This window comes from Raoultella sp. (assembly GCF_039594335.1).
Taxonomy (GTDB): domain Bacteria; phylum Pseudomonadota; class Gammaproteobacteria; order Enterobacterales; family Enterobacteriaceae; genus Klebsiella.
In genome coordinates this window covers 13,086-36,400 of record NZ_JBCNNS010000022.1, presented here as the reverse complement: position 1 = coordinate 36,400, position 23,315 = coordinate 13,086, and the positions used below count along the sequence as shown (strand labels likewise).

At 54.9% G+C, this 23,315-nt stretch carries 23 protein-coding genes and 1 pseudogene; 14 read left to right on the top strand and 10 right to left on the bottom strand.

Annotated features, from left to right (window positions below):
• Window positions 1-16: 16 nt before the first annotated feature.
• Window positions 17-1,387, bottom strand: a complete 1,371-nt coding sequence (locus ACZAHD_RS05935) for an NAD-dependent succinate-semialdehyde dehydrogenase (protein ID WP_462455951.1) — start codon at window positions 1,385-1,387, stop codon at window positions 17-19.
• A gap of 202 nt (window positions 1,388-1,589) precedes the next feature.
• Between ACZAHD_RS05935 and ACZAHD_RS05930 the strand changes: the two genes are divergently transcribed.
• The 8 genes from ACZAHD_RS05930 (at window position 1,590) to ACZAHD_RS05895 (ending at window position 8,251) form a co-directional block, all read left to right on the top strand.
• Window positions 1,590-2,405, top strand: coding sequence for an AraC family transcriptional regulator (locus ACZAHD_RS05930; protein WP_462455950.1), 816 nt, complete (start codon window positions 1,590-1,592; stop codon window positions 2,403-2,405).
• Between the two features lie 46 nt (window positions 2,406-2,451).
• Window positions 2,452-3,114 carry a LysE family translocator gene (locus ACZAHD_RS05925; protein ID WP_462455949.1) on the top strand — a complete coding sequence of 221 codons (663 nt, stop codon included), beginning with the start codon at window positions 2,452-2,454 and terminating at the stop codon, window positions 3,112-3,114.
• Window positions 3,107-4,399, top strand: coding sequence for a DUF445 domain-containing protein (locus tag ACZAHD_RS05920; protein ID WP_462455948.1), 1,293 nt, complete (start codon window positions 3,107-3,109; stop codon window positions 4,397-4,399). The genes ACZAHD_RS05925 and ACZAHD_RS05920 overlap by 8 nt, the downstream gene beginning before the upstream one ends.
• Before the next feature lie 56 nt (window positions 4,400-4,455).
• Window positions 4,456-5,700, top strand: coding sequence for a multidrug efflux MFS transporter MdtM (gene mdtM, locus ACZAHD_RS05915; RefSeq protein WP_462455947.1), 1,245 nt, complete (start codon window positions 4,456-4,458; stop codon window positions 5,698-5,700).
• A gap of 37 nt (window positions 5,701-5,737) precedes the next feature.
• Entirely contained in the window at window positions 5,738-5,977 is a 240-nt protein-coding gene (locus ACZAHD_RS05910; RefSeq protein WP_462455946.1) for a DUF2164 domain-containing protein, read from the top strand.
• Window positions 5,978-6,071: 94 nt separating this feature from the next.
• On the top strand, window positions 6,072-7,223 hold the full coding sequence (locus tag ACZAHD_RS05905; RefSeq protein WP_462455945.1) for a double-cubane-cluster-containing anaerobic reductase: 1,152 nt from the start codon (window positions 6,072-6,074) through the stop codon (window positions 7,221-7,223).
• Between the two features lie 9 nt (window positions 7,224-7,232).
• Window positions 7,233-8,000, top strand: a complete 768-nt coding sequence (gene yjiL / locus ACZAHD_RS05900) for a putative 2-hydroxyacyl-CoA dehydratase activator YjiL (RefSeq protein ID WP_462455944.1) — start codon at window positions 7,233-7,235, stop codon at window positions 7,998-8,000.
• A complete protein-coding gene (locus tag ACZAHD_RS05895) occupies window positions 7,997-8,251 on the top strand; it encodes a DUF3343 domain-containing protein (protein ID WP_462455943.1) in 255 nt (84 codons plus the stop codon). The genes yjiL and ACZAHD_RS05895 overlap by 4 nt, the downstream gene beginning before the upstream one ends.
• Window positions 8,252-8,310: 59 nt before the next feature.
• Here ACZAHD_RS05895 and ACZAHD_RS05890 read toward each other — a convergent pair whose 3' ends face one another.
• From ACZAHD_RS05890 to ACZAHD_RS05880, 3 genes are read right to left on the bottom strand one after another with little or no spacing between them, the layout of a single operon-like run.
• On the bottom strand, window positions 8,311-9,414 hold the full coding sequence (locus tag ACZAHD_RS05890) for a M20 peptidase aminoacylase family protein (protein ID WP_462455942.1): 1,104 nt from the start codon (window positions 9,412-9,414) through the stop codon (window positions 8,311-8,313).
• A 20-nt stretch (window positions 9,415-9,434) separates the two neighbouring features.
• Window positions 9,435-9,902, bottom strand: coding sequence for a YjiG family protein (locus tag ACZAHD_RS05885; RefSeq protein ID WP_004128539.1), 468 nt, complete (start codon window positions 9,900-9,902; stop codon window positions 9,435-9,437).
• Window positions 9,895-10,578, bottom strand: a complete 684-nt coding sequence (locus tag ACZAHD_RS05880) for a nucleoside recognition domain-containing protein (RefSeq protein WP_462455941.1) — start codon at window positions 10,576-10,578, stop codon at window positions 9,895-9,897. Before ACZAHD_RS05880 ends, ACZAHD_RS05885 begins: the two co-directional genes overlap by 8 nt.
• Before the next feature lie 312 nt (window positions 10,579-10,890).
• On the opposite strand from ACZAHD_RS05880, the gene ACZAHD_RS05875 reads away from it, so the two are divergent.
• Window positions 10,891-11,805, top strand: coding sequence for a LysR family transcriptional regulator (locus ACZAHD_RS05875; RefSeq protein ID WP_462455940.1), 915 nt, complete (start codon window positions 10,891-10,893; stop codon window positions 11,803-11,805).
• Window positions 11,806-11,807: 2 nt separating this feature from the next.
• On the opposite strand, the gene ACZAHD_RS05870 is transcribed toward ACZAHD_RS05875, so the two are convergent.
• The 4 genes from ACZAHD_RS05870 to ACZAHD_RS05855 all read right to left on the bottom strand — a co-directional run bounded on the left by ACZAHD_RS05870 (window position 11,808) and on the right by ACZAHD_RS05855 (window position 14,986).
• Entirely contained in the window at window positions 11,808-12,872 is a 1,065-nt protein-coding gene (locus ACZAHD_RS05870; protein WP_462455939.1) for a DUF2955 domain-containing protein, read from the bottom strand.
• Window positions 12,862-13,929, bottom strand: a complete 1,068-nt coding sequence (locus tag ACZAHD_RS05865; RefSeq protein WP_462455938.1) for an HlyD family secretion protein — start codon at window positions 13,927-13,929, stop codon at window positions 12,862-12,864. The genes ACZAHD_RS05870 and ACZAHD_RS05865 overlap by 11 nt, the downstream gene beginning before the upstream one ends.
• 4 nt (window positions 13,930-13,933) lie before the next feature.
• Window positions 13,934-14,398: a MarR family transcriptional regulator gene (locus ACZAHD_RS05860; protein ID WP_462455937.1), complete on the bottom strand. Its 465-nt coding sequence runs from the start codon at window positions 14,396-14,398 to the stop codon at window positions 13,934-13,936.
• Between the two features lie 423 nt (window positions 14,399-14,821).
• Entirely contained in the window at window positions 14,822-14,986 is a 165-nt protein-coding gene (locus tag ACZAHD_RS05855) for a DUF1127 domain-containing protein (RefSeq protein WP_462455936.1), read from the bottom strand.
• 177 nt (window positions 14,987-15,163) lie between these two features.
• Between ACZAHD_RS05855 and ACZAHD_RS05850 the strand changes: the two genes are divergently transcribed.
• The 5 genes and pseudogenes from ACZAHD_RS05850 to symE all read left to right on the top strand — a co-directional run bounded on the left by ACZAHD_RS05850 (window position 15,164) and on the right by symE (window position 22,574).
• Window positions 15,164-16,576 (top strand): aminotransferase-like domain-containing protein, encoded by a 1,413-nt coding sequence (locus ACZAHD_RS05850; RefSeq protein ID WP_462455935.1) that lies wholly within the window; start codon window positions 15,164-15,166, stop codon window positions 16,574-16,576.
• An 862-nt stretch (window positions 16,577-17,438) separates the two neighbouring features.
• Window positions 17,439-19,868, top strand: coding sequence for an EcoAI/FtnUII family type I restriction enzme subunit R (gene hsdR, locus ACZAHD_RS05845; protein ID WP_462455934.1), 2,430 nt, complete (start codon window positions 17,439-17,441; stop codon window positions 19,866-19,868).
• A 74-nt stretch (window positions 19,869-19,942) separates the two neighbouring features.
• Window positions 19,943-20,284: pseudogene (locus ACZAHD_RS05840) on the top strand (type I restriction-modification system subunit M N-terminal domain-containing protein); the annotation flags it as partial.
• Between the two features lie 38 nt (window positions 20,285-20,322).
• Window positions 20,323-22,023 carry a restriction endonuclease subunit S gene (locus ACZAHD_RS05835; protein WP_462455933.1) on the top strand — a complete coding sequence of 567 codons (1,701 nt, stop codon included), beginning with the start codon at window positions 20,323-20,325 and terminating at the stop codon, window positions 22,021-22,023.
• 215 nt (window positions 22,024-22,238) lie between these two features.
• Window positions 22,239-22,574 carry an endoribonuclease SymE gene (symE, locus tag ACZAHD_RS05830; protein ID WP_046878037.1) on the top strand — a complete coding sequence of 112 codons (336 nt, stop codon included), beginning with the start codon at window positions 22,239-22,241 and terminating at the stop codon, window positions 22,572-22,574.
• Between the two features lie 115 nt (window positions 22,575-22,689).
• Here symE and ACZAHD_RS05825 read toward each other — a convergent pair whose 3' ends face one another.
• Together ACZAHD_RS05825 and ACZAHD_RS05820 are read right to left on the bottom strand one after the other, a co-directional pair.
• Complete coding sequence (locus ACZAHD_RS05825) at window positions 22,690-22,992, bottom strand: BrnA antitoxin family protein (protein WP_014227757.1); 303 nt, start codon at window positions 22,990-22,992, stop codon at window positions 22,690-22,692.
• On the bottom strand, window positions 22,979-23,266 hold the full coding sequence (locus tag ACZAHD_RS05820; RefSeq protein ID WP_046878034.1) for a BrnT family toxin: 288 nt from the start codon (window positions 23,264-23,266) through the stop codon (window positions 22,979-22,981). The genes ACZAHD_RS05825 and ACZAHD_RS05820 overlap by 14 nt, the downstream gene beginning before the upstream one ends.
• Window positions 23,267-23,315 lie beyond the last annotated feature (49 nt).

Below are 23,315 nucleotides of genomic sequence, written 5' to 3'. Positions count from 1 at the left end.
AGCTCCTCACGCCTGATTATCGGCGTACCACCACCAGTTTCTGGTTCACAAACTCTTTAATGCCCAGATCAGACAGCTCGCGGCCAAAGCCAGAGCGTTTCACGCCGCCGAACGGCAGCTCCGGCGCAGTATCGGTTAGCCAGTTGATATAGACCATCCCGGTTTCGATCCGCGACGCCATCCGTTTCGCCCGTTCGATATCCTGGCTGAATACGGCACCACCCAGACCATAGTGTGAATCGTTCGCCAGCTTCACCGCTTCGTCGTCGTCCTTCACCACGTAGATTTGCGCCACCGGGCCGAAAAACTCTTCGAAGTACGCCGGATTATCACGGGTAATGCCGGTCAGAATGGTGGGTTCGAAAAAGTTGCCTTCCCGCGCCACCGGTTTGCCGCCCAGATGCAGTCTGGCGCCGTTTTTCACCGCCTCATCCACCTGCCTGGTCAGCGTTTCCAGCGCCTCTTTCGAGGAGAGCGGACCCAGTGTCGTACTCTCGTCCAGCGGATCGCCGATCTTCACCTGGCGGAAGGCTTCAGTAAATTGACTCAAGAACTGGTTAGCAATTTTTTCGTGCAGGATAAAACGTTTCGCCGCGGTGCACACCTGGCCGGCGTTGTTGAGTCGTGCCTGTACGCCAGTCTTCACCGCCTTCTCCAGACTGGCGTCGTCCAGTACCACAAACACATCGTTGCCGCCCAACTCAAGGGTCGCCTTTTTGATGTATTTTGCCGCCTGGGATGCCACCACGCTGCCGGCCTTTTCCGAACCGGTCAGCGCCGCCCCCTGAACGCGATCGTCGGCGATGATTTTCGCCACCTGATCCTGGGAGATAAAGAGGTTGGTCCACGCGCCATCCGGCGCTCCCGCCTCGCGCACCAGATGGGCGAAAGTCTCCGCACAATGCGGAACGATGCTGGCATGTTTGGCGATAACCGGGTTCCCCGCCGCCAGATTTGGCGCCAGTACCCGCATCAACTGGTAATACGGGAAGTTCCAGGGTTCTACGGCCATCAGCACGCCGATGGGATGGTGTTCAACCCAGGCCTCGCCAGTGTCGGAGGGATATTTCACCGGAGCCAGAAACGATTTCGCATTATCGGCATAGTAGCGGGCGATTTGCGCGCAGAGCGCCACCTCCCCACGGCTTTGCGCAATCAGTTTCCCCATCTCCTGGCTGGCAATTTTCGCCAGCTCTTCAACCCGACTGTCGATCAGATCCGCCAGCCTGTGCAAAACGGGTAAACGCTGGTCAATATCCCCCTTCGACCACGCGGAATGGTAGAGCGCATCCGCCTTTTGCAGCGCCGCTTCGACATCCGCATCGCTGTGTGCAGCGTACTGTTTAATCAGCTGATTATTTGCAGGATTCGCCGTCTGATAAGCCATATCGTATGTCTCCTTGTTTCGCGATTTACGTAGCCATAAAAACTACCCAAGGTATTAAGGGTAGTAGAGATAGCTAACCGCGCGGGTAAAGTTAGGTATATCCGGAAGATTCTGCACCGCCAATGACGCGAGCGTCACGCCCGCAGACAGCCCCGGACGAACGTGCTATAACCCCCCTGTCCCCTCAGCTAAGGAGCCTCCCGTGAGCCATACGCGCGATATCCAGCAAACCTTCTGGCGCGACGAACACCTGCCCTGGCTGGAACTGCGCAGCACCCGGGACAGCCGCCAGGCTTATAAACGGCACCGCCATTCGCAGCTCTCTATAGGGGCGATTATCGAAGGGGAAACGTGCTGTCTGTGCAACGGGCGGGAATATCTGCTGCGTCCTGGCGATCTGATCATTATCCCCGCCCAAGCGCCGCACAGCTGTAACCCGCGCGACGGCCGGCCGCGCAGTTACCATATGCTGTACCTCGACATAACGTGGTGTCGGCAACAGCTGTCGCTTCTCCCGAGCCAGGCGCAGGTGCACGCGCCGCATCCCGTGATCCGTGATCCTCTGTTTTTTGCACGATATCAGCAGATCGTGACGCTGATAGATCGGCAGCAAACGGCCACGCTACCCGAACAGGTCGCGCAACTGCTCCGGGCGCTCCCGTTGTGCGCCACCCCGCCACGACCGCTGCGCGCTATCAGTGTGCAGCTCTTCCGTCGCCTGGCGGCCGATCTACAGGCACCGCCCTCTCTTGATGCTCTGGCCCACGAGTTCGCCCTGCGCAAAGAAACGCTGATTCGAACCTTTAAGCAGGACACTGGCCTGACGCCCGTCAGCTTTATGAATATGGCACGCATCGAATTCGCCAAAACGCGCCTGCGCGCCGGGGATGAGATCGCCGACGTCAGCTACCAGGTCGGGTTTGCCGACCAGAGCCATTTCCACAAAACTTTTGTCAGCTATACCGCTGCCACGCCGCGCCAGTACGCGCTTGGCCGATCAATATCGGACAATAATTAGCGCCCCGCTTGCCATAAGCTGATCTCAGGTTCTTTCTGAGGTCGCTATGGACATGTTTACATCATTTTTCCCGCCCGCGTTTCCCGCGCTGGCGCTCTCCCACTTCGTAGCTCTGCTTAGCCCGGGGCCAGATTTCTTTTTACTGATGGGCTACGCCATCCGCCATCGTCTTCACGGCAGCGTCGGCCTGTGCGTCGGTATCGCTGCCGGAAACGGGCTGTACATTGTACTGGCGATTATCGGCTGGGGCGTGCTGCGTCAGGTGCCGCTGCTGTTTACCGTCGTCGAGTTGCTGGGCGCCGCCTGGCTGCTGTGGATTGGCAGCCTGCTATTGAGAAGCCGCCCGACGGCGCTGGCTCCCGACAGCGCCTCAGCTTCACGCCCGTCACTGGCAAAACAGCTTCTTCTGGGACTGGGTTCTTCGTTGCTCAATCCCAAAAACGCCCTGTTTTATCTTGCATTGATGACCTCGCTGCTGGGTCCGAACGTCACCCTGGTGCAACAGGCCGTCAGCGGAGTCTGGATGACCAGTATCGTGCTGCTGTGGGATCTGTCGCTGGTGACGCTGATTGCCCTACCAACGGTGCAACGTCGCCTTTCCGCCGTAGTCTGGCGCGTTGAGCGAATGGCCGGCGGCATACTGATGGCTTTTGGCAGCTGGATTATGTGGCAGTTTTTGCACGAGTACGCCGTCAGGCTATATGCTTAAGCCTATGGAAAAAATAGCTGAACTGAAACGCGCCAAACTGCTGGCGCTGTCGCTACTGCTGATTGCGGTCGCCATTTTTATCACTACGTTGCTGCTGCCGCCCACACCGTGGGTCAGCGCGCTAAAGGCCATCTCCGAAGCGGCGATGGTCGGGGCGCTGGCCGACTGGTTCGCGGTGGTGGCTCTGTTTCGCCGTATCCCGCTGCCCTTTATCTCCCGACATACGGCGATTATTCCCCGCAATAAGGACAGAATCGCCGATAATCTTGGCTATTTCGTACAGGAAAAATTTCTCGATACCCCCTCGCTGGTCGCGCTCATCCGTCGCTATGAACCTGCCCTGATGCTCGGCAACTGGTTCAGTCAGCCGGAAAACGCCCGGCGAGTGGGCCATCATCTGCTGAAGGTGATGAGCGGTTTTCTGGAACTGACCGACGATGCCCGTATCCAGCGCCTGCTGCGCCGGGCGGTACATAAGGCGATTGATAAGGTTGATCTGACGCAAACCAGCGCCATGATGCTGGAGGGATTAACCCGCAACCATCGCCATCAGAAGCTGCTGGACTCGCTCATTACCCAGCTCATTGCGTTGCTACAGCGCGACAGCTCGCGCGCGTTTATTGCCCGTGGCATTGTTCACTGGCTGGAGACCGAGCATCCGCTGAAGGCCAAAATTCTGCCCACCGAATGGCTGGGTGAGCACAGCGCCGACATGGTGACCGACGCGGTCAATACCCTGCTCGACGAAGTCACCCAGGATCGCAGTCATCAGATCCGCCAGGCATTCGATCGCGCCACCTTAAAACTGATCGATAACCTGAAAACCGATCCGCTGCTGGCGGAAAAAGCGGAGGGCATAAAGGCGTACCTGAAAAATGATGAGACCTTTAACCGCTACCTCAGCGAGGTATGGGCCGATCTGCGGGCGTGGATCAAAAACGATGTCACCCGCGAAGACTCGCGGATGCAACAGCGGATTGCTGATGCCGGGCAGTGGTTTGGTGAAACGCTGCTCCACGACGACGCGCTGCGCGAGTCGCTAAACGAACACCTGGAGCAGGCGGCCCATCGGGTGGCGCCAGAGTTTGCCGCCTTCCTGACCCGTCACATAAGCGATACGGTCAAAAGCTGGGATGCGCGGGATATGTCGCGGCAAATTGAACTGAATATCGGCAAAGATCTGCAGTTTATCCGCATCAACGGTACTCTGGTCGGCGGCGCTATCGGCCTGCTGCTGTGGCTGTTTTCGCAGATCCCGACGCTGCTGCATCTTAATATTGGCTGAAAATGGTAGCATCACCCCGCTTCCGACGATAACCACCCGATAAGGAGGGGCAGGCTATGTTATGGATATCGCGACTATTTGCGGGTCATTCCGCTACGCTTGTCTTTCCTATGGCGTTAATTCTCTATGATTTTTCCGCCTATCTGACCACCGACCTTATCCAGCCCGGGATCATCCATGTGGTGCGTGATTTCAACGCCGACGTGGCGCTGGCACCGGCTTCGGTCAGCTTGTATATGGCCGGCGGCATGGCCCTGCAGTGGCTGCTGGGGCCGCTCTCAGACCGTGTCGGCCGTCGACCGGTGCTGCTCGCCGGGGCGCTGATCTTCACCCTTGCCTGCCTCGCGACGATGTTTACCACCTCCATGACGCAGTTCCTCGTCGCGCGCTTCGTTCAGGGCACCAGCATCTGTTTTATCGCCACGGTCGGCTACGTCACCGTGCAGGAGGCCTTTGACGAGAAAAGATCGATTAAGCTGATGGCGGTGATCACCTCGATCGTGCTGGTAGCGCCGCTCGTCGGCCCGCTTTCCGGCGCGGCGCTGATGCACTTCGTCCACTGGAAAACGCTGTTCGGAATTATCGCCGCGATGGGGTTTATTGCCTGGTTGGGGCTACTGCTGAACATGCCGGAAACGGTGCGCCGCGGCGACGTGCCCTTCAGCGCCGGTAGCGTGGTTCGTGACTTCCGTGACGTCTTCCGCAATCGGATCTTTTTGTCCGGCGCCGCCACGCTCTCCCTGAGCTATATCCCGCTAATGAGCTGGGTCGCCGTCTCGCCGGTGATCTTAATGGACGACGGCGGGCTCAGCAGCGGCGAATTCGCCTGGGTACAGGTGCCGGTCTTTAGCGCGGTGATTATCGCCAACCTGTCGGTGGCGCGCTGGGTACAAGACCCTACGCGCCCGCGTTTTGTCCTGAGCGCGGTACCCATCCAGGCCATCGGGCTGGTGCTGCTGATTTTCGGCAACCTGGCATGGCCACACATCTGGTTATGGTCGGTGTTGGGGACCTGCTTCTACGCCTTCGGCATCGGGCTGATTTTCCCGACGCTGTTCCGCTTTACCCTGTTTTCCAACGATCTACCGAAAGGCACCGTCTCCGCGTCGCTGAATATCGTGATCCTTAGCGTTAGCGCGCTTTCCATTGAGGGAGCGCGCTGGCTATGGTTTCACGGCGGCAGATTGCCGTTCCACATGTTGGCAGTGGTCGCCGGGATTGCGGCTTCCTGCTGCCTGGCCGGGTTACTGTACAACCTGCGCCAACGTTCAGCAGCGGCCATCGAAGCCCGGCAATCCTGATAATCCCAGCACATAATCACACGGAGAAAGAGCAAAGATGAGCGATATTGAACTCAGCCCGGCGCAGCGCGACCTGTTATGCGAAAAGCTAAGAAAATACTGTGAAACCCATTTCGACCTCGATCTGGAGCAGTTCGACGCCGAGTTTTTTGTCGACTTTATCGCCAAAGAGCTGGGGCCACTGTTTTACAATGCCGGCATCGAGGAGGCCATCCAGACCCATCTCGCCTGGAACGAGCGGATTCAGGAAGAGATGGATCTGAAAAAGGTCTATTAGACCGATCAACGCGCGCGGAGATCAATAAACACACTATTGACAAGGTTATAATACGGGTTCTTTCATCATCTCCCGTGTACGGGGAAGGAAAACCATGTCGCTTATCATCGATCTACCCGCTATTTTCGAACAGTTCTCCGAAGCCCGCCAGAAGGGTTTCCTCGCCGTGATGGAACTTAAAGAGCGTAATATTCCGCTGGTGGGCACCTACTGTACTTTTATGCCACAGGAGCTTGCCATGGCGGCGGGCGCGGTGGTCGTCTCGCTGTGTTCCACCTCCGATGAAACCATTGATCAGGCAGAAAAAGATCTGCCGCGCAACCTTTGTCCGTTGATTAAAAGCAGCTACGGCTTTGGCAAAACGGACAAATGCCCCTACTTCTACTTTTCCGACCTGGTGGTCGGCGAAACCACCTGCGACGGCAAAAAGAAAATGTACGAGTACATGGCAGAGTTTAAAGCGGTCCACGTGATGCAGCTGCCGAACAGTGTCAGCGGTGCCGCCTCACGCGCGCTGTGGAAAGCGGAGATTCTGCGTTTGCAGCAGGCGCTGGAAGCACGTTTCGCGACGCCGATCGGTGAAGCGGCGCTGCGCGAAGCGATCGTGCTGAAAAACCGCGAGCGCCGGGCGCTGGCCAGTTTCTATCGTGTGGGCCAACTGAATCCTCCCGCGCTCAGCGGCAGCGACATCTTAAAAGTGATCTACGGCGCGACCTTCCGTTTTGACAAAGAAGCGCTGATCGCCGAGCTGAACGAGATGGCCGAGCGCGTACGTCATGAATGGCAGGCGGGCACGCGTCTGGCGGCACGCACGCGCATTCTGATCACCGGCTGCCCGATTGGCGGTGCTGCGGAAAAGGTCGTTCGCGCCATTGAAGAGAATGGCGGCTGGGTGGTGGGCTTTGAAAACTGCACCGGCGCGAAAGCCACTGAACGCTGCGTGGCAGAGAGCGGCGACGTCTACGACGCCTTGACCGACAAATACCTTGCCATCGGCTGTTCCTGCATCTCGCCGAACGACCAGCGTTTAACCCTGCTGAGCCAGATGGTCGAAGAGTACCAGGCGGATGGAGTGGTGGATGTGATTTTACAGGCTTGCCATACCTATGCGTTGGAGTCGCTGGCGATTAAGCGCCACGTCCGCCAGCACCATCACATCCCCTATATGGCGATTGAAACCGACTATTCGACGACCGATATCGGTCAGCTCAGCACCCGCGTCGCGGCGTTTATTGAAATGCTGTAAGGAAGAATCGTGGTGTTTACGCTAGGTATTGATTCAGGTTCCACGGCGACGAAGGGCATCCTGTTCGCGGATGGCATCATTCAGCGTCGCTTTCTGTGCCCAACGCCGTTTCGCCCCGCCGACGCGATTATTGAAGCCTGGGAAACCCTCAGCGCCGGGCTGGCATGCCGACCGTTTTTGACCTTAACCGGATATGGCCGTCAGTTGGTGGATTTTGCCGATAAACAGGTGACGGAGATTTCTTGCCACGGGCTTGGTGCCCGTCTGCTGGCTCCGGCAGCCCGCACGGTGATTGATATCGGCGGCCAGGACAGCAAGGTGATCCAGCTCGATGAGTACGGCAATCTCAGTGACTTCCTGATGAACGACAAATGCGCGGCGGGCACCGGACGCTTTCTCGAGGTGATTTCGCGCACGCTCGGCGCCAGTGTCGAGCGACTGGATACCCTCACCGAGGGCGTTGCGCCACACGCCATTACCAGCATGTGCACCGTTTTCGCCGAATCCGAAGTGATCAGCCTGCGATCGGCGGGGGTACCGCCAGAGGCCATTCTGGCCGGGGTGATTAACGCCATGGCCCGGCGTAGCGCCCACTTCATTGGCCGGCTGCCGACACAGGGTCCGCTGCTGTTTACCGGCGGCGTCAGCCACTGCGAGACTTTCGCCGCGCTGCTTGAGCGTCACCTCGGCATGACGGTGCACAGGCACCCGGACGCCCAGTTTGCCGGGGCGATCGGCGCGGCGCTGATCGGCTTACGTCAGAGGAGCCGCCGGTGACGGAATATCTGTTTTTATTTCACTCAACGGTGGGGGTAGTGCGGATGCGCAAAGCCCTGCAGGCGGCGGGAGCGTCCTTCCGGGTGAAGGACATTCCGCGCCAGCTGCGCGGCGGCTGCGGGCTTTGCATTTATCTGAGCTGTGCGCCGGGCGAAGAACAGAAGTGGATTCTCCCCGGCCAAACGGCAACCCTGTTTCGCGTCGCCGGGGATGATTATCAGCTGCTGGCTCAGTTTCCGCCGCAGGCGTAACCAGCGCGCGAATCATCGCCCGGCGGCGTACAGCGAGCACAATATCCGGGTTTGTTCCCTCAGCCCAGCAGCTGGCGAACGCAGGATTTAAACACCCGCACGCCATCCGCCAGCGCGGCGCGGTCGAAGCGCATCTCCGGATGATGCAGCCCCGGGAGCAGGTCGCAGCCCAGCCCCCAGAACCCGCCCTTCACCTGTGGACGCAGGCGCAGGTAGTGGAAAAAGTCCTCGCTGCCTGGCGTACTCTTCGCTGCCGTTAAGCCGGCTTCGCCAAACGTTTCGCGAATCGCCTGGCTGACGATAGCCGTAGCCTGTTCGTCGATAATCGCGGCGGGCATCTCCTTGACGATCTGGATATCGACGGTGGTGCCGTAAGCCGCCGCGCTGCTCTCTATCGCCCGCACCACCCGCTCTTTCAACGTCGCCATGCCGTCATTTTCCGCGCTGCGCAGATCCCAGCACACGTGCGCTTTCGCCGGCACCGAGTTGGTCACTCCCGCATCGCACAGAAAGCGCGTCGCTTTAGCGCTCCAGGTCAGCGAAGGCGCCAGATGAATCCCGTTTACCGCCTGCACCGCGTGCGACGCGGCATCCAGCGCGTTAACGCCCAGATGAGGCCGGGCGGCATGCGCGGCTTTGCCGTGGAAATCGACCATCACCGTCGCCGAGGCGGAGTAGTACATCGCCGGGACCGCCTTGCCCTTCGGACACTCCTCCAGCGGCCTGAGGTGGAAGCCGAACAGCATCTCTACGTCGTCCAGCACGCCCGCTTCCGTCAGCGCGATCGCCCCGGTGCCCAGCTCTTCAGCGGGCTGAAAGAGTATTTTCAGCTTCCCGCGCTTTACCAGCCCTTCGGCGAGGATCTCTTCCGCGGCGGTCAACACCACCGAAGAGTGACCGTCATGACCACAGGTATGGCGAGCCTCTAAGCGGCCATCGATGATATGGCCCAGCGCATCCATATCCGCCCGCAGCGCCACGACCGGCCCCGGCTTTCCGCTATCCAGCAGCGCAACAATGCCGGTGGTGCCGCCGACGTTGCGCTGAACCTGAAACCCCGCGGCTTCTAATGCATCGCCGATGTATGCCGACGTTTTGTGCTCCTCAAAGCCCAGTTCAGGGATTTGGTGCAGATAATTGAAATGCTCTAAAGTTCGCGACACGTCTTACTCCTTGCCTTCTATTATGCAATCACGCGCATGACCAGCATGGCGATGACGGCATTGATAATGCTCACCGCCATCAGCAGCGGCCAATATTTTTTCGGGACATCCGCCACGCCGAGCAGGCGCCCCATATACTGAAGCTGCGAACCCATGAGGAAAATCGCCGGGATCAGAATCGTGATATCCGCCACGTTGAGGGTGCCTTTGCTCAACAGGCTCACCGCCACGCCGGTCCCCGCAGAGGCGGAAAGCCAGGAGGTCAGCAATACGGTAATGGCTTCGCCCGGCAGGCCAAACAGGCCCATCAGCGGCGCGCAGACGTGGCCGATGATCTGCATCACGCCGAGCAAATTGAGCATTTCAGCGATCACGTAGGCCATTAATACATTCGGCATCAGATTGTTGATGGCGATATTAAATCCTTTGCGCGCGCCGATAACGAAAATATCGAACGGGTTACTGCCGACTTTTGCCGAATTATTCATTTTCAAAATCCCTTCTATAAGCGGTATTCAGAACCAGACGCGTGATTGCCGCGCCGACAAATTTCAGCACAAACATTAAAAGCAGCGGAATAATGATAGGAATGGTTAACGAAGCGAACAGCGCTGAGCCAATCGAGAAGTAGTTATTAATCAGACCGGCGCCGGAATATTGCCAGGCGCCCATAATAACCAGATCCTTACGATTTATTTTGTCGCTGTCATACAGCTCTTTGGTCAGCGCCGCACCGGCATCGGTACTCTGTAAATCGGTAATCAGCGCCAGGCCGGTATAACCCGGGATCCCAAGCAGTGGGCGAAGCAGCGGGGTCAGCAGCTTATGCGCCGCGCGGATCGCCCCGTAGTGGGTAAATATTTCCAGCAGCCCCAGCGCCAGCATCACCGTCGGCACCAGCGACAGGGCAAACAGGAAGCCGGCCTTGGCGCTGATGCCGCCGCTGCCGATAAAGGTGTTGGTTTCCGGCGTTTTCATGGTGCCGAACGCGCCGCCGAGGGTGGTAAAGTCAAACGCCCCCAGCCAGGCCATGCCTTCAACCTTAAACAGTAATCCGGAGAAAACTAACAATACGATGATCAGTGAAATCCAGGCGCCGGGCCCGACTTTCCACTCATTTGTCGTTTCGTCGGAGGAACATTCCAACGTTTTATTTTCACTCATACCCCGTCCTCTCACATAATGAAATGTTAGTGCGATTGTTTGCAATTTGAAATTATGTCAATTTATTGTTATTCGAATTTATTATTTTCACTGATAGGCTTTTCCATATTCCCTTAATCAGCATCATCACCATTTCTTATTCTTTAACTCCCCGAGCCTTACCACCTTAATAGCACGCCGGGAATAAGCGATGAGAATTTTCCTCCCTTTCAGTTTTTGTCCGAATTACGATTATCTATAACTTGCCGGGATGATAAATACCTGTGAAAGGGTGTTATTGTTGACTACAGGTCAACAAAGGAGCGAGAAACGATGTTGCATGAGAGGCCAATGAGCTATCTGTATGAAGTCGGGATTCAGGGAGGCATTCGCCGGGCCGCCGATATGCTGGGCATCAACCCGTCAGTCATCAGCCGCCAGATAGCGCAGCTGGAACGGGCGCTGGAGCTGCCGCTGCTGGAACGGCAGGGGCGAAACGTGGTGCTGACCGAAGCAGGGCGCCTGCTGGCGGAGGACTACTTCGAAAGCCGCCAGCGCCGGGAAAAGCTGGAAAGTCACCTGAAGGATTTACGCCATATGCGTGGCGGGACAATTTCAGTGAGGATTGGCGGCGGGCTGGTCACCACCTTTATTGAATCGGTGATGAGCACCTTTGCGCAGTCCTGGCCTAACGTATTCGTGGATATTATTGTCGGCAGCATGCAGGAGATGCTCAACGATATCGCCAGCGGCGAAGCGGATATGGCGGTCGCCTTCGGCCCCATCGGCAACCCGGAGCTTAAACGCCACAGCTTTCAGTGGGGCCCTATCTGCGCCATGGTCTCTCCTGCGCATCCCATCGCTGCCCTGCCCGCCGTCACCATCGATGAGCTTACGCAATATCGCCTGATCGCGCTCACCGACAGCTTTGGCCTGCAGCGTCATATGAACGCCATGTTCAAAACCGCTGGACGGCAGTTTCATCCGGCCTATCGCTGCAACCTCTTTTCCACCGCCATGAGCCTGAGCCAGGCGGGATTGGGAATCTCTTTTATGACCGCATACGCCGCCCGGGAAGCGATCGCCCACGGTATTCTGACCGCAGTCCCCATCGACCATCCTATCGCCAGCAGCGCCCAGTGCCACCTGCTACGCAACTCCGACCGCCGCTTTTCCCCGGCGGCGCATCATATGTGGCGGCTGCTGCACAACGCTTTTCGCGACGCGCAGCGGGCGCTGGCGGCCTGAGCTTATTCGGTCACCACAAACCGCGTTGGCGCAAAACAGTTCAGCAGCCGATGCATAAGGAAGACCATGGTCAGCGTGACGATCAGCGCCACGGTGACGGAAGTGATGCGGTACAGATCGCTGAACACCAGATCCTGGTCCGGGTGCAGGTTCTGGCCGAACATAATCCCGATGGTGGTGATGCTGGCAAAACCGACTCCGGCGCCAACCTTTTCCATGACGTGCAGGCGGGCGCTAAAGGCCAGACCCAGGCCAATCAGCGGCATCATCAATACCATATGATTACTGAAATCATAGATAAGCAGCTGCACCACCAGAATATACAGGCAGGACAATACCACACCCACGACGCGCCACACCGAGCTTATCACCGCGCCGCGATAGTGCATCGGGAACAGGATCAGGATCCCCGCCATTAGCGCCGAAAGAGAATCGCTGAGATCGCAGATCTGGAAGACCACGAAAATCAGGGTGGCGACGGTGCCGGAGAGCAGCGATTCATGGCGCACCCGAGCAGCGTCTTTTTCGATTCGCGGCGGTGGCTTACGCGGTTCGACGTCCGGAATCAGATAATGCATTAATGCGCTGAGCGCCACCGCCATCACGCAGGCTTCCATATTAGAGAACAGCAACGTGTGCCAGTTGCTGGTGGGATAGCTCATAAAGTTGAGCATCGTGCTCTGACAGACGACCCCCATCGACCCCAGCAGAAACAGCGGCCCCTGGCTCATAAAGCGAAAACGCATCACGTAGAGGGCAAAAACCACCAGCGTCATCACAATCGGCCATTGCGACAGATAGCCGACGATCAGCACCATTTCAACGCAATTTACCGCCGCACTAAACATAAACTGCCTGGCGACGTGACGATTAAAGACCGGCACCAGCGAAAGCAGCATCAGCGGATAGACCACAAAGAAGACGCCGTACTGCACGTCGTAAAAGGTCGAGATACTCAGCGCGATCATCCCGGCAAAGGCGATCCGCAGCGTCTGACGGAAGTCATTCGCCGTGTAAACGATATTACCGTGCGGTGTGAAAACGCGCACCAGGGTATTAATAGACATAGTGCAGCAGGCTCACCAGATGGATCTGCAGACCGGCAAAGGTGCGGGCGAACGGACCGTCGCTGTTATAGAGCTGAACCGTGGCACGGGCACCGGTCGGTAGCGGTTTGTCCAGCGGTTCATCAAGGGCGACGTGGATACGCATACGCTGAGCATCGCGCACCCAGCGGGTAGACAGCTCCGGTTGCGACAACTGGCCGTTTACCTCTTCCTGACCGGCTAAAATCCCGGCATCGCTGCTGGTGATGTGGGCCGGAAAAACTTTCCCCGGCAGGGCATCGAAGACCACCGCGGCATCGGTATTCACCCCGGCGTGGCGCAGGCTCTTCTCACGAAAATCAGCGACGATATCGGTATGGTTGCTAACCAGCGCCAGCAACGGCGTGGCGGCGGTGGCATACAGACCCGGATTGAGCTGCAGGTTGCTCACCATTCCGTCCGTTTCGGCGTAGACTTTGCTCCAGCCAAGGTTGAGCTGCGCCTCTTCCAGCGCGTTGCGGTATTTTTGCAGCGTCACGTTACGGTTATCGTCGCGCTCCCCACGCTGAATGAGTAGATTCTGAATGCTGGCATTGAGCGCGCTTACCGATTGTTCACTGGTCTGCCAGGTGGTGCGCACCTTATCGAGATCCGATTGCGAAACGTTCTGCATGGTGCTCAGCCGCTGGTAGCGATCCAGGGTCACTTTATCATTGCGGGCGGTGAACTGCGCGGTACGCAGATTAGCGCGCGCGGCGGCAAGCTGAGCATCAAGCTGCTGGTTGCTGAGCTTCGCCTGTTCAAGGGCGATCTGCGCCGCTTCCACTTTATTGATAAACGGCGTCGGATCCAGCTCATAGAGCAGGTCTCCTTTCTTCACCTGACTATTATTGTGCACATAGACCTGCGACACATAGCCAGAGACGCGTGGTGCAATGGGTGTCACCACTCGCATGACGGTTGAGTCCGGCGTCAACGGGATCCAGATATCGGCAACGATAAACCAGGCGAATATCACCAGAAATGCGGCAATACTTACCCTTACCCAGCGGGCAAATTTTTGTTCAGGGGTCATCATAGTTTTAGATCTTGTTATCTTCTTCGCGGATGGTCCGCAAATTGCAGGCGATGTGATTTAAGGTAGCGCTGAAGGCGGCGAGATCGTCCCGCGGAATAGTCCGGGTGACGCGGGATTGATAGGTTTCAATCACGCGATTCAGCTCTTCCAGTATCGACCGACCTTCCGCCGTCAGCGTCAGAAGGCGTATGCGTTTGTCATATGGCGATGTTGAACGCACCAGATAGCCTTGGTTTTCGAGCTGCGTGAGGGTGCGCATCAGCGGCGGCAGTTCAATTCCCTGCACCTCCGCCAGCTCGCTGACCGAGACGTTATCCCCCAACTGATGCAACTGCACCAGCACCGTCCAGCTTGACTGGGTCAGACCGGTATCGGTGATAGCAGAGTCGATGGTCGCACGCCACTGGCGTACCACCATCGCCATCCGCATCCCCATCGGGCGGCGGGCGAACAGTTCGTCTTCGGTCATGTTTCTTTCCTCAGTTAGCTGAGAAGAAAATAATACTTATCATGGTAAGTATCAAGAAACAAAGAGTGGAGAAGCATGTATTGATAAATTTGGTGAATGCATTATCCCCGGTCGCGCTAACGCTTACCGGGGCTACGGCGCCGTGCGATTTTGTAGCCCACACAAGTACGCAGCACCGCCTCCGGGGAAACACCGCCTGCGCTATCCCTTCGCGGAGCTACGGCGCCGTGCGATTTTGTAGCCCGCACAGGTGCGCAGCACCGCCTCCGGGGAAAACACTGCCTGCACTATCCCTTCGCGGAGCTACGGCGCCGTGCGATTTTGTAGCCCGCACAGGTGCGCAGCACCGCCTCCGGGGAAAACACCGCCTGCGCTATCCCTTCGCGGAGCTACGGACAAGCGCCGGGTAAAAGAGGGTACTTTTTAATTGATCTGATCGCGGCTAAGCCCGACATCTTTCAGCTGCTCATCGCTCATTTGTTGCAAAATCCGTCGCGTTTGATGCCGAAGCCACCATTTTCTTATCATTCTGCCCAGTAATATGAAGCCGATAAACGGCTGTCTTGCCCGATTCTCATGAAATTCCATACTCCACCTCCTCACCTTGCCAGAAGCTTTATCTTCGCGGATCGGAGGCCTGACAATACAGATGCACAAAACACTTTTCTTTAACATACAGATTGGCTAAAACAGTATCTGCGTGGCTTTTTTTTCATCCATCTGTACCGGTTTATCTATCTGTATGGCGGCAATAAGGGATACAGCATGACGCGTTACCAACATCTGGCCAGTCTGCTGGCAGAACGTATTGAGCAAGGACTGTATCGCGACGGCGAAAAACTGCCGTCGGTACGCAGCCTGAGTCAGGAACACGGTGTCAGCATCAGTACCGTCCAGCAGGCCTATCAGACGCTGGAACAGCAGCGGCTGATCACCCCGCAGCCGCGTTCCGGTTATTTTGTCGCTCCGCGTAAAGCGCAGCCGCCGGTTCCGCCCATGTCGCGCCCGGTTCAGCGCCCGGTGGAGATCACTCAGTGGGATCAGGTGCTAACCATGCTCGACGCCCGCAATGACAAAAGCATTATCCCCTTCGGCGGCGGTTCGCCGGACGTCACTCAACCCAGCCTGAGGCCGCTGTGGCGTGAGCTGAGCCGGGTGATCCAGCATAATCTCAGCGAGGTACTGAACTACGACGAGCTGGCCGGGCGCCGTGAATTGCGTGAACAAATAGCTCGCCTGATGCTCGACGGCGGTTCTGTGGTGAATGCTGATGATTTAGTGATCACCAGTGGCTGCCATAGCGCCCTGTCGCTGGCCCTGCTCTCGGTGTGCCAGCCCGGCGATATCGTCGCCGTCGAATCTCCGTCCTATTACGGCACCATGCAGTTGCTGCGTGGCCTGGGGATCAAAGCCATTGAGATCCCGACCGATCCGGACAGCGGGATCAGTATTGAAGCGCTGGAGCTGGCGCTGGAGCAGTGGCCGATCAAAGGCGTTATCCTGGTGCCGAACTGCAATAATCCGCAGGGCTTTATCATGCCGGACGCCCGCAAACGCGCAGTGCTGACTCTCGCCCAGCGCCACGATATCGTCATTTTCGAAGACGATATCTACGGCGAGCTGGCCACCGACTACCCGCGCCCGCGTACCATTCACTCGTGGGATATCGACGGCCGGGTGATGCTGTGTAGTTCTTTTACCAAAACTATCGCTCCCGGTCTGCGTATCGGCTGGATTGCGCCGGGACGCTACTACGACCGGCTATTGCAGATGAAATATGCCGCCAGCGGTACCAACGTTCCCTCTACGCAGCTGGCGGCGTCGATATTTATTCGTGAAGGCCATTACCATCGCCATGTGCGGCGTATGCGTCAGCTCTACCAGCGCAATATGGAAATCTATACCTGCTGGCTGCGGGAGTATTTTCCCTGTGGGATCTGCGTCACCCGGCCAAAAGGCGGCTATATGCTGTGGGTTGAACTACCGGAGCACGTCGATATGGTCTGCGTCGCGAAGCAACTGTGCCGCCTGAAAATCCAGGTCGCTCCGGGTTCGCTGTTTTCGGCATCCGGGAAATACCGCAACTGCGTCAGGATCAACTGCGCCCTGCCGCCGATCGAGAAACACCGGGAGGTGATGGTGATGCTGGGCGATGCGGTGAAGGTGGCGATGGAGTGATTAATCATCTTAACTAATGGAAAATATATGGAAAGCAACTTAAAAAAATTTTCGACCAATGCATTAAAAATTATTCCAGGATATGATTTCCTCTCGGAAATGTATATATTCATTAAACACCCGGAAATATATGACGGCACCCATGAATATGCTCCCTTGGTAAATTCTGGCGCTAATTTATTAAAATCAATACTAATTGTAGGCTCATTGATAGCTGCATTCAGTTTTCTTTCAATAAAATTAGCTCCCATAACTAGCTTTAAATTAATATTCAATCAACTATATTGGTACATTCTTTTGTTAATCCAACCTATAAAGTTTGGAGTCTTTTTCTGGCTGTGCATGTCTACAGCAACTCGATTTAAAAAAAATGTGTGTCATAGTGTTTATTTTTTTCAGGTGCTTCAAACCTACGCGGTTATTAATGTAATAACATTCTTCTTGTTTTGCATAGCAATCAACAGAATTTTCCTTACTGGAGATTTTAACAGACCATCTGGCAACATTGATCTAATGATAGGTTTTATATTGGCATTGCTTGTTCTTACACTTACATTCAGACTATTAATAGCTCCATCATTTCGTTACTTGTCGATGTATTACAAAAAACCATCCAGTGCAATTATCCTTCTCTTATCAATTAGCATCTCTTATTATTCAGCTAATCAAATAAAATTAGTAGACGGAAGGGGAATGGTGAACAAGAAAGAATTCTGCGAATTATCTTATGATTTAAAAATAAATCCCTCACACATTAATAAAATCGATAAAAACCTATACCTGAATGAGTGTATAAATATCTTCTCCCAGAATTGATAATTATGTAAAATCAGAAGGTTCCTGTTCACGTAAAGAGAGAACTATGGCTGACCTGAACCTGAGTACCCTGACGGAAGCAGACATCATCACCAAACGCGTTATGCCCGCCATCCTCGATGCTGGCTGGGACAACACAACGCAAATCAGACAAGAGGTCAAACTCCGGGACGGTAAGGTCATCGTGCGCGGCAAAGTCGCGGCGCGAAGAACGGTGAAATCCGCTGATATCGTGCTGTATCACAAGCCGGGGATTCCACTGGCGGTCATTGAAGCCAAAGCCAACAAACACGAAATCGGCAAAGGGATGCAGCAGGGCATCGAGTACGCGCGACTACTGGACGTTCCTTTCGTCTTCGCCACCAATGGCGACGGTTTTATTTTCCGCGATGCCACGGCAGCCGAAGGCGAGTTGCTCGAAAAAAGTATTACCCTCGACGAATTTCCATCCCCAGCCGAACTCTGGCACAAGCTCTGCGTCTGGAAAGGCTACACCGAAGCCCAACTTCCGGTAATTACCCAGGACTATTACGACGACGGCAGCGGCAAAACGCCGCGTTATTACCAGCTACAGGCTATCAATAAAACGATTGAAGCCGTTTCCGCCGGGCAGAACCGCGTTCTGCTGGTGATGGCAACCGGCACCGGCAAAACCTATACCACCTTCCAGATTATCTGGCGCTTATGGAAAGCGAAAAGTAAGAAGCGGATCCTGTTCCTCGCCGATCGCAATATTCTGGTCGATCAGACCAAAAACAACGACTTCCTGCCGTTTGGCACGGCGATGACCAAGGTCACCGGGCGCACCATCGACCCGGCCTTTGAAATCCACCTCGCGCTGTACCAGGCCATCACCGGCCCGGAAGAAGAACAAAAAGCCTTTAAACAGGTAGCGCCGGATTTCTTTGACCTGATTGTGATCGACGAATGTCATCGCGGCAGCGCTTCGGAAGACAGCGCGTGGCGCGAAATCCTCGACTATTTCAGAGCCGCCACGCAAGTTGGCTTAACCGCCACGCCGAAAGAGACTCATGAAGTCTCCAGCACCGATTACTTCGGCGACCCCGTGTATATCTACTCGCTGAAAGAAGGTATCGAAGACGGCTTCCTTGCTCCCTATAAAGTGGTGCGCGTCGACATCGACGTCGATCTCCAGGGCTGGCGCCCGACCAAAGGTCAGACGGATAAAAACGGTGAGCTGATCGACGACCGTATCTACAACCAGAAAGATTTTGACCGCACGATGGTGATCGATGAGCGCACCGAACTGGTAGCGAAAACCATTACCGATTACCTCAAGCGCACCAACCCGATGGATAAAACCATCATCTTCTGTAACGACATCGATCACGCGGAGCGCATGCGCCGCGCACTGGTCAATCTCAACCCGGAACAGGTCAAAAAGAACGATAAGTACGTGATGAAAATCACCGGCGATGACGACATCGGTAAAGCCCAGCTGGATAACTTTATTAACCCCAAAAAAGCCTATCCGGTTATCGCCACCACCTCCGAGCTGATGACCACCGGCGTCGACGCCAAAACCTGCAAACTGGTGGTGCTGGACCAAAATATTCAGTCGATGACCAAATTCAAGCAGATCATCGGCCGCGGCACCCGCATCGATGAACGCTACGGCAAGCTATGGTTCACCATCCTCGACTTCAAAAAGGCCACCGAACTGTTCGCCGACGAACGCTTCGACGGCATCCCGGAAAAAGTGATGGACACCACGCCGCAAGATATCGCCGACCCGGATTCTGATTTTGAAGAGCAGTTCGACGAGCACGAAGAAGAGACCGAAGACGACATCACCGGTGTCGATGAAGATCCCGCCCCGTATACCGTCACTGATTCCGGCGATGTCGGCCCGCTGCCGGAAGAGGACGAGAACAAAGTGCGCAAGTTTCACGTCAACGGCGTGGCCGTCGGCGTCATTGCCCAGCGCGTGCAGTATTACGACGCCGACGGCAAGCTGGTCACCGAATCCTTCAAAGATTACACCCGCAAAACGCTGCTCAAAGAGTACGCCTCGCTGGATGATTTCACCCGCAAATGGCAGGGCGTCGGGCGCAAAGAAGCCATTATCAAGGAACTGGAACAGCAGGGGATTATCTGGGAAGTGCTGGCGGAAGAGGTCGGTAAAGAGCTCGACCCGTTCGACATGCTGTGCCACGTGGTGTATGGTCAGCCGCCGTTAACCCGCAAAGAGCGGGCGGAGAACGTGCGCAAGCGCAACTACTTCACCAAATACTCCGACGCCGCGCAGGCGGTGCTGAACACGCTGCTGGATAAATACGCCGACGCGGGCGTGCAGGAAATAGAGAGTATTCAGGTGCTGAAGCTCAAGCCGTTCGACAGCATGGGTACGCTGCCGGAGATCATTAAAAGCGGATTCGGCGACCGTAACGGGTATAATCAGGCCATCAGCGAGCTGGAGAGCGAAATCTATCAATTACCGCCCCGCTCCGCGTAACCATTCCCCTTTTGCGCCTTCTGCTGCCACCGCGTAGCAGAAGGCCTTATTGTTAATGAAGCATGGAACACATCATGTCAATCAGCTCGGTTATCAAATCCTTACAGGACATTATGCGCAAAGACGCCGGCGTGGACGGCGATGCGCAGCGCCTCGGCCAGCTCTCCTGGCTGCTGTTTCTGAAAATCTTCGACGCCCAGGAAGAGGCGCTGGAACTGGAGCAGGATAACTATCAGTACCCGATCCCGCAGCGCTACCTGTGGCGCACCTGGGCGGCGAACGCCGAGGGCATTACCGGTGATTCCCTGCTGGAGTTCGTCAACGATGACCTGTTCCCGGCGCTGAAAAACCTCACCGCGCCTATCGACAAGAACCCGCGCGGCTTTGTGGTCAGGCAGGCGTTCAGCGATGCCTATATCCTCGGCGCGGCGCTCTCCGGTAAGGAGGCCAACTGATGGCGGTGGAAAAACTGATTGTCGACCATATCGATACCTGGACCACGGCGCTGCAAACCCGCTCCACGGCGGGGCGCGGCAGCTCGGGGAAGATTGACCTGTATGGCATCAAGAAGCTGCGCGAGCTGATTCTGGAGCTGGCGGTGCGCGGCAAGCTGGTGCCGCAGGATCCGAACGACGAGCCAGCGTCGGTGCTGCTGAAACGTATTGCGGCGGAAAAGGCCGAGCTGGTGAAGCAGGGGAAAATTAAAAAGCAGAAGCCGCTGCCGGAGATTAGCGAGGAGGAGAAACCGTTTGAGCTGCTGATTGGGTGGGAGTGGGTAAGATTACCACAAATATACATCCCTCAGTCAGAATCATCACATAAAGTTAAGTCATCTGATATTATAGATGAAGGCCGTCACCCTGTTATTGAACAAAATGCTGAATTTATATCTGGTTACTCTAACAACTCAGAGCTATTAATTAATATTAACAATCCCGTTATAATATTTGGCGATCATACCAGAAATATAAAATATATTGATTTTGATTTTATCGTAGGTGCTGATGGTGTGAAAATACTTTCCCCCGTCATTATTAACGAAAAATATTTTTACTGGCAGCTTAAGTCTTTTAAAATTGAATCAAGGGGGTATTCTAGACATTATAAAATGTTAAATGAGAAATTATTTTCTCTACCACCTTTATGTGAACAAATCCGAATAGTAACTAAGGTCGAAGAGCTAATGTCCCTCTGCGACCAACTGGAGCAGCACTCCCTGACCAGTCTGGACGCCCACCAACAGCTGGTTGAAACCCTGCTAACCACGCTAACCGACAGCCAGAACGCCGATGAACTGACCGAAAACTGGGCGCGTATCAGCGAACATTTCGACACGCTGTTTACCACCGAAGCCAGCATTGACGCCTTAAAACAGACCATTCTGCAACTGGCGGTAATGGGCAAACTGGTACCGCAGGATCCCAACGATGAACCGGCCTCTGAACTGCTCAAACGTATTGCGCAGGAGAAAGCGCAACTGGTGAAAGACAGGAAAATGAAAAAGCAAAAACCGTTGCCGCCGATTAGTGATGAGGAAAAACCGTTTGAACTGCCAAATGGGTGGGAATGGTGCTGTATTGATGACTTAACGTTTGTTTCCGGCGGAATACAAAAACAACCCAAAAGACGACCTGTTAAGAACCATTTTCCTTATTTACGGGTTGCTAATGTCCAAAGAGGTGATATTAATATTGATGAGCTTGAGAGATTCGAACTAGAACCTCATGAGTTAACTTTTTGGTCGTTAGAAAAAAATGATATTCTAATTGTTGAAGGTAATGGTAGTGCTGATGAAATTGGTCGTTGTGCTATTTGGCAGGCTCCAATAGAAAAATGTGTTTATCAAAATCATTTGATAAGAGTCCGAGGAATAATAGAAGGATATCAAGAATTTATTGCATTATATCTTAACTCTCCATCTGGTATTAAAGAAATGCAACGGCTCGCTGTTACCACCAGCGGTCTATATAATCTCAGTGTAGGTAAGATCAGAGGTATAACAATTCCATTACCACCTCTTAATCAACAAAACTTGATTTTGTCAAAAATAAGAGAATATATCTTTATTTGTGATAACTTAAAAATATCTATCCAATCCGCTCAACAAACCCAGCTCCACCTGGCAGACGCCCTCACCGACGCCGCCATAAATTAACCACCCTTCATAAACCAATAAAGCGGCTAAATAGCCGCTTTACTCTCATCACCAGAAATAATCCATCCCCGCATCCACACCGTTATTTTCATTCATTTTCAGCTGGACTTTCCGTCTATTCCCTGATGATATGTACAGGTATTTTTCGCAAGACGCCCGTGCTGCAACACGAGCGCCTTGCTAATCACAATCACTATTTCAGGAGAATAGCCATCATGACTACCCCGCATTCTATTGCAGAATTCACCGATCCAGAAGTCTCCCCGGAAAATAACCGTAAAGGCACCGTCAGTTACGCGAGCCGCTTTGAAGATCGCCAGCGTATCCCGGCGATTATCATGAAAGGCCAGTGGCTGGAAGCTGCCGGTTTTGCCACCGGCGCCAAAATCGATATCAAAGTAATGGAAGGCTGTATCGTGATTACCGCGAAGCAGCCGGAGCCGGAACTGGTAGAGTCTCTGCGCCAGCTGCATAAGCTGTCGGCGCGCAAGCAGAAGCAGGTGCAGGCGTTAATCGGCGCGATCGCCGGGCAGAAACGTAAGCTGGCCTAAGCTAAATTCCCCGGCGGCGCTGCGCTGACCGGGGCTACCGGTTCCCCACCGTCTGCGGGCCGGTCGCCCGGACAAGGCGCGTCAAGCGCCCCCTCCGGGGTAATCATGAGGCAGGCTATTTCTTGTTAAGATCGCGAATCATCGCTTCTCTTAAGATCGCATTCAGTCGCGTTTGATAACCTTTCCCGGGACGTTTAAGCCACTCCATAATATCGGCATCAATACGGACAGAAGCCTGAGTTTTTAGCGGTCGGTAAAATTTACCGCGTACGGCATCTGACCACTGTGCGTCGTCTGTGGCGGGAATATCGCTATAATCGATTTCATCATCCGTTTTGTTGGCCAGCGCTTTAAGCTCATCGTCTCGCTTAGCCGTAAGCGTATCCGGATTGTCACGTTTATGTTTAACCATGTTCATAACGATTTCTCTCTTTGCTGTCCGCCTTCCGGGCGCTGATAATACGAATGACCTCTGTTCCACTTTCAAAACGGACCGAATGCGCAACCATGATAACAATGATCCCATGAACGAGGCCGATAGTTTGCCAGCGATATTCACCATTCTCATAACGATCCTGTCGGGAAAGATGCCGGGGATCGTCAAAGACGAGCACCGCTTCTTCAAACCGGATTCCATGTTTTCTTAGATTACTTATTGCCTTGTTCGCATCCCATTCAAACTCCATTGGCATCATATTCATCCTGATTGTATATACAAAAAAGTATAGACAATTATCCAAG

Bases quoted from the DNA above. Each gene is read 5' to 3' on its own strand.
- ACZAHD_RS05935 (WP_462455951.1), bottom strand. From the start codon at position 1,387: ATGGCTTATCAGACGGCGAATCCTGCAAATAATCAGCTGATTAAACAG.
- ACZAHD_RS05925 (WP_462455949.1), top strand. From the start codon at position 2,452: ATGGACATGTTTACATCATTTTTCCCGCCCGCGTTTCCCGCGCTGGCG.
- ACZAHD_RS05920 (WP_462455948.1), top strand. From the start codon at position 3,107: ATGCTTAAGCCTATGGAAAAAATAGCTGAACTGAAACGCGCCAAACTG.
- mdtM (WP_462455947.1), top strand. From the start codon at position 4,456: ATGTTATGGATATCGCGACTATTTGCGGGTCATTCCGCTACGCTTGTC.
- ACZAHD_RS05910 (WP_462455946.1), top strand. From the start codon at position 5,738: ATGAGCGATATTGAACTCAGCCCGGCGCAGCGCGACCTGTTATGCGAA.
- ACZAHD_RS05905 (WP_462455945.1), top strand. From the start codon at position 6,072: ATGTCGCTTATCATCGATCTACCCGCTATTTTCGAACAGTTCTCCGAA.
- ACZAHD_RS05885 (WP_004128539.1), bottom strand. From the start codon at position 9,902: ATGAATAATTCGGCAAAAGTCGGCAGTAACCCGTTCGATATTTTCGTT.
- ACZAHD_RS05880 (WP_462455941.1), bottom strand. From the start codon at position 10,578: ATGAGTGAAAATAAAACGTTGGAATGTTCCTCCGACGAAACGACAAAT.
- ACZAHD_RS05875 (WP_462455940.1), top strand. From the start codon at position 10,891: ATGTTGCATGAGAGGCCAATGAGCTATCTGTATGAAGTCGGGATTCAG.
- ACZAHD_RS05870 (WP_462455939.1), bottom strand. From the start codon at position 12,872: ATGTCTATTAATACCCTGGTGCGCGTTTTCACACCGCACGGTAATATC.
- ACZAHD_RS05865 (WP_462455938.1), bottom strand. From the start codon at position 13,929: ATGATGACCCCTGAACAAAAATTTGCCCGCTGGGTAAGGGTAAGTATT.
- ACZAHD_RS05860 (WP_462455937.1), bottom strand. From the start codon at position 14,398: ATGACCGAAGACGAACTGTTCGCCCGCCGCCCGATGGGGATGCGGATG.
- ACZAHD_RS05855 (WP_462455936.1), bottom strand. From the start codon at position 14,986: ATGGAATTTCATGAGAATCGGGCAAGACAGCCGTTTATCGGCTTCATA.
- ACZAHD_RS05850 (WP_462455935.1), top strand. From the start codon at position 15,164: ATGACGCGTTACCAACATCTGGCCAGTCTGCTGGCAGAACGTATTGAG.
- hsdR (WP_462455934.1), top strand. From the start codon at position 17,439: ATGGCTGACCTGAACCTGAGTACCCTGACGGAAGCAGACATCATCACC.
- ACZAHD_RS05835 (WP_462455933.1), top strand. From the start codon at position 20,323: ATGGCGGTGGAAAAACTGATTGTCGACCATATCGATACCTGGACCACG.
- symE (WP_046878037.1), top strand. From the start codon at position 22,239: ATGACTACCCCGCATTCTATTGCAGAATTCACCGATCCAGAAGTCTCC.
- ACZAHD_RS05825 (WP_014227757.1), bottom strand. From the start codon at position 22,992: ATGAACATGGTTAAACATAAACGTGACAATCCGGATACGCTTACGGCT.
- ACZAHD_RS05820 (WP_046878034.1), bottom strand. From the start codon at position 23,266: ATGCCAATGGAGTTTGAATGGGATGCGAACAAGGCAATAAGTAATCTA.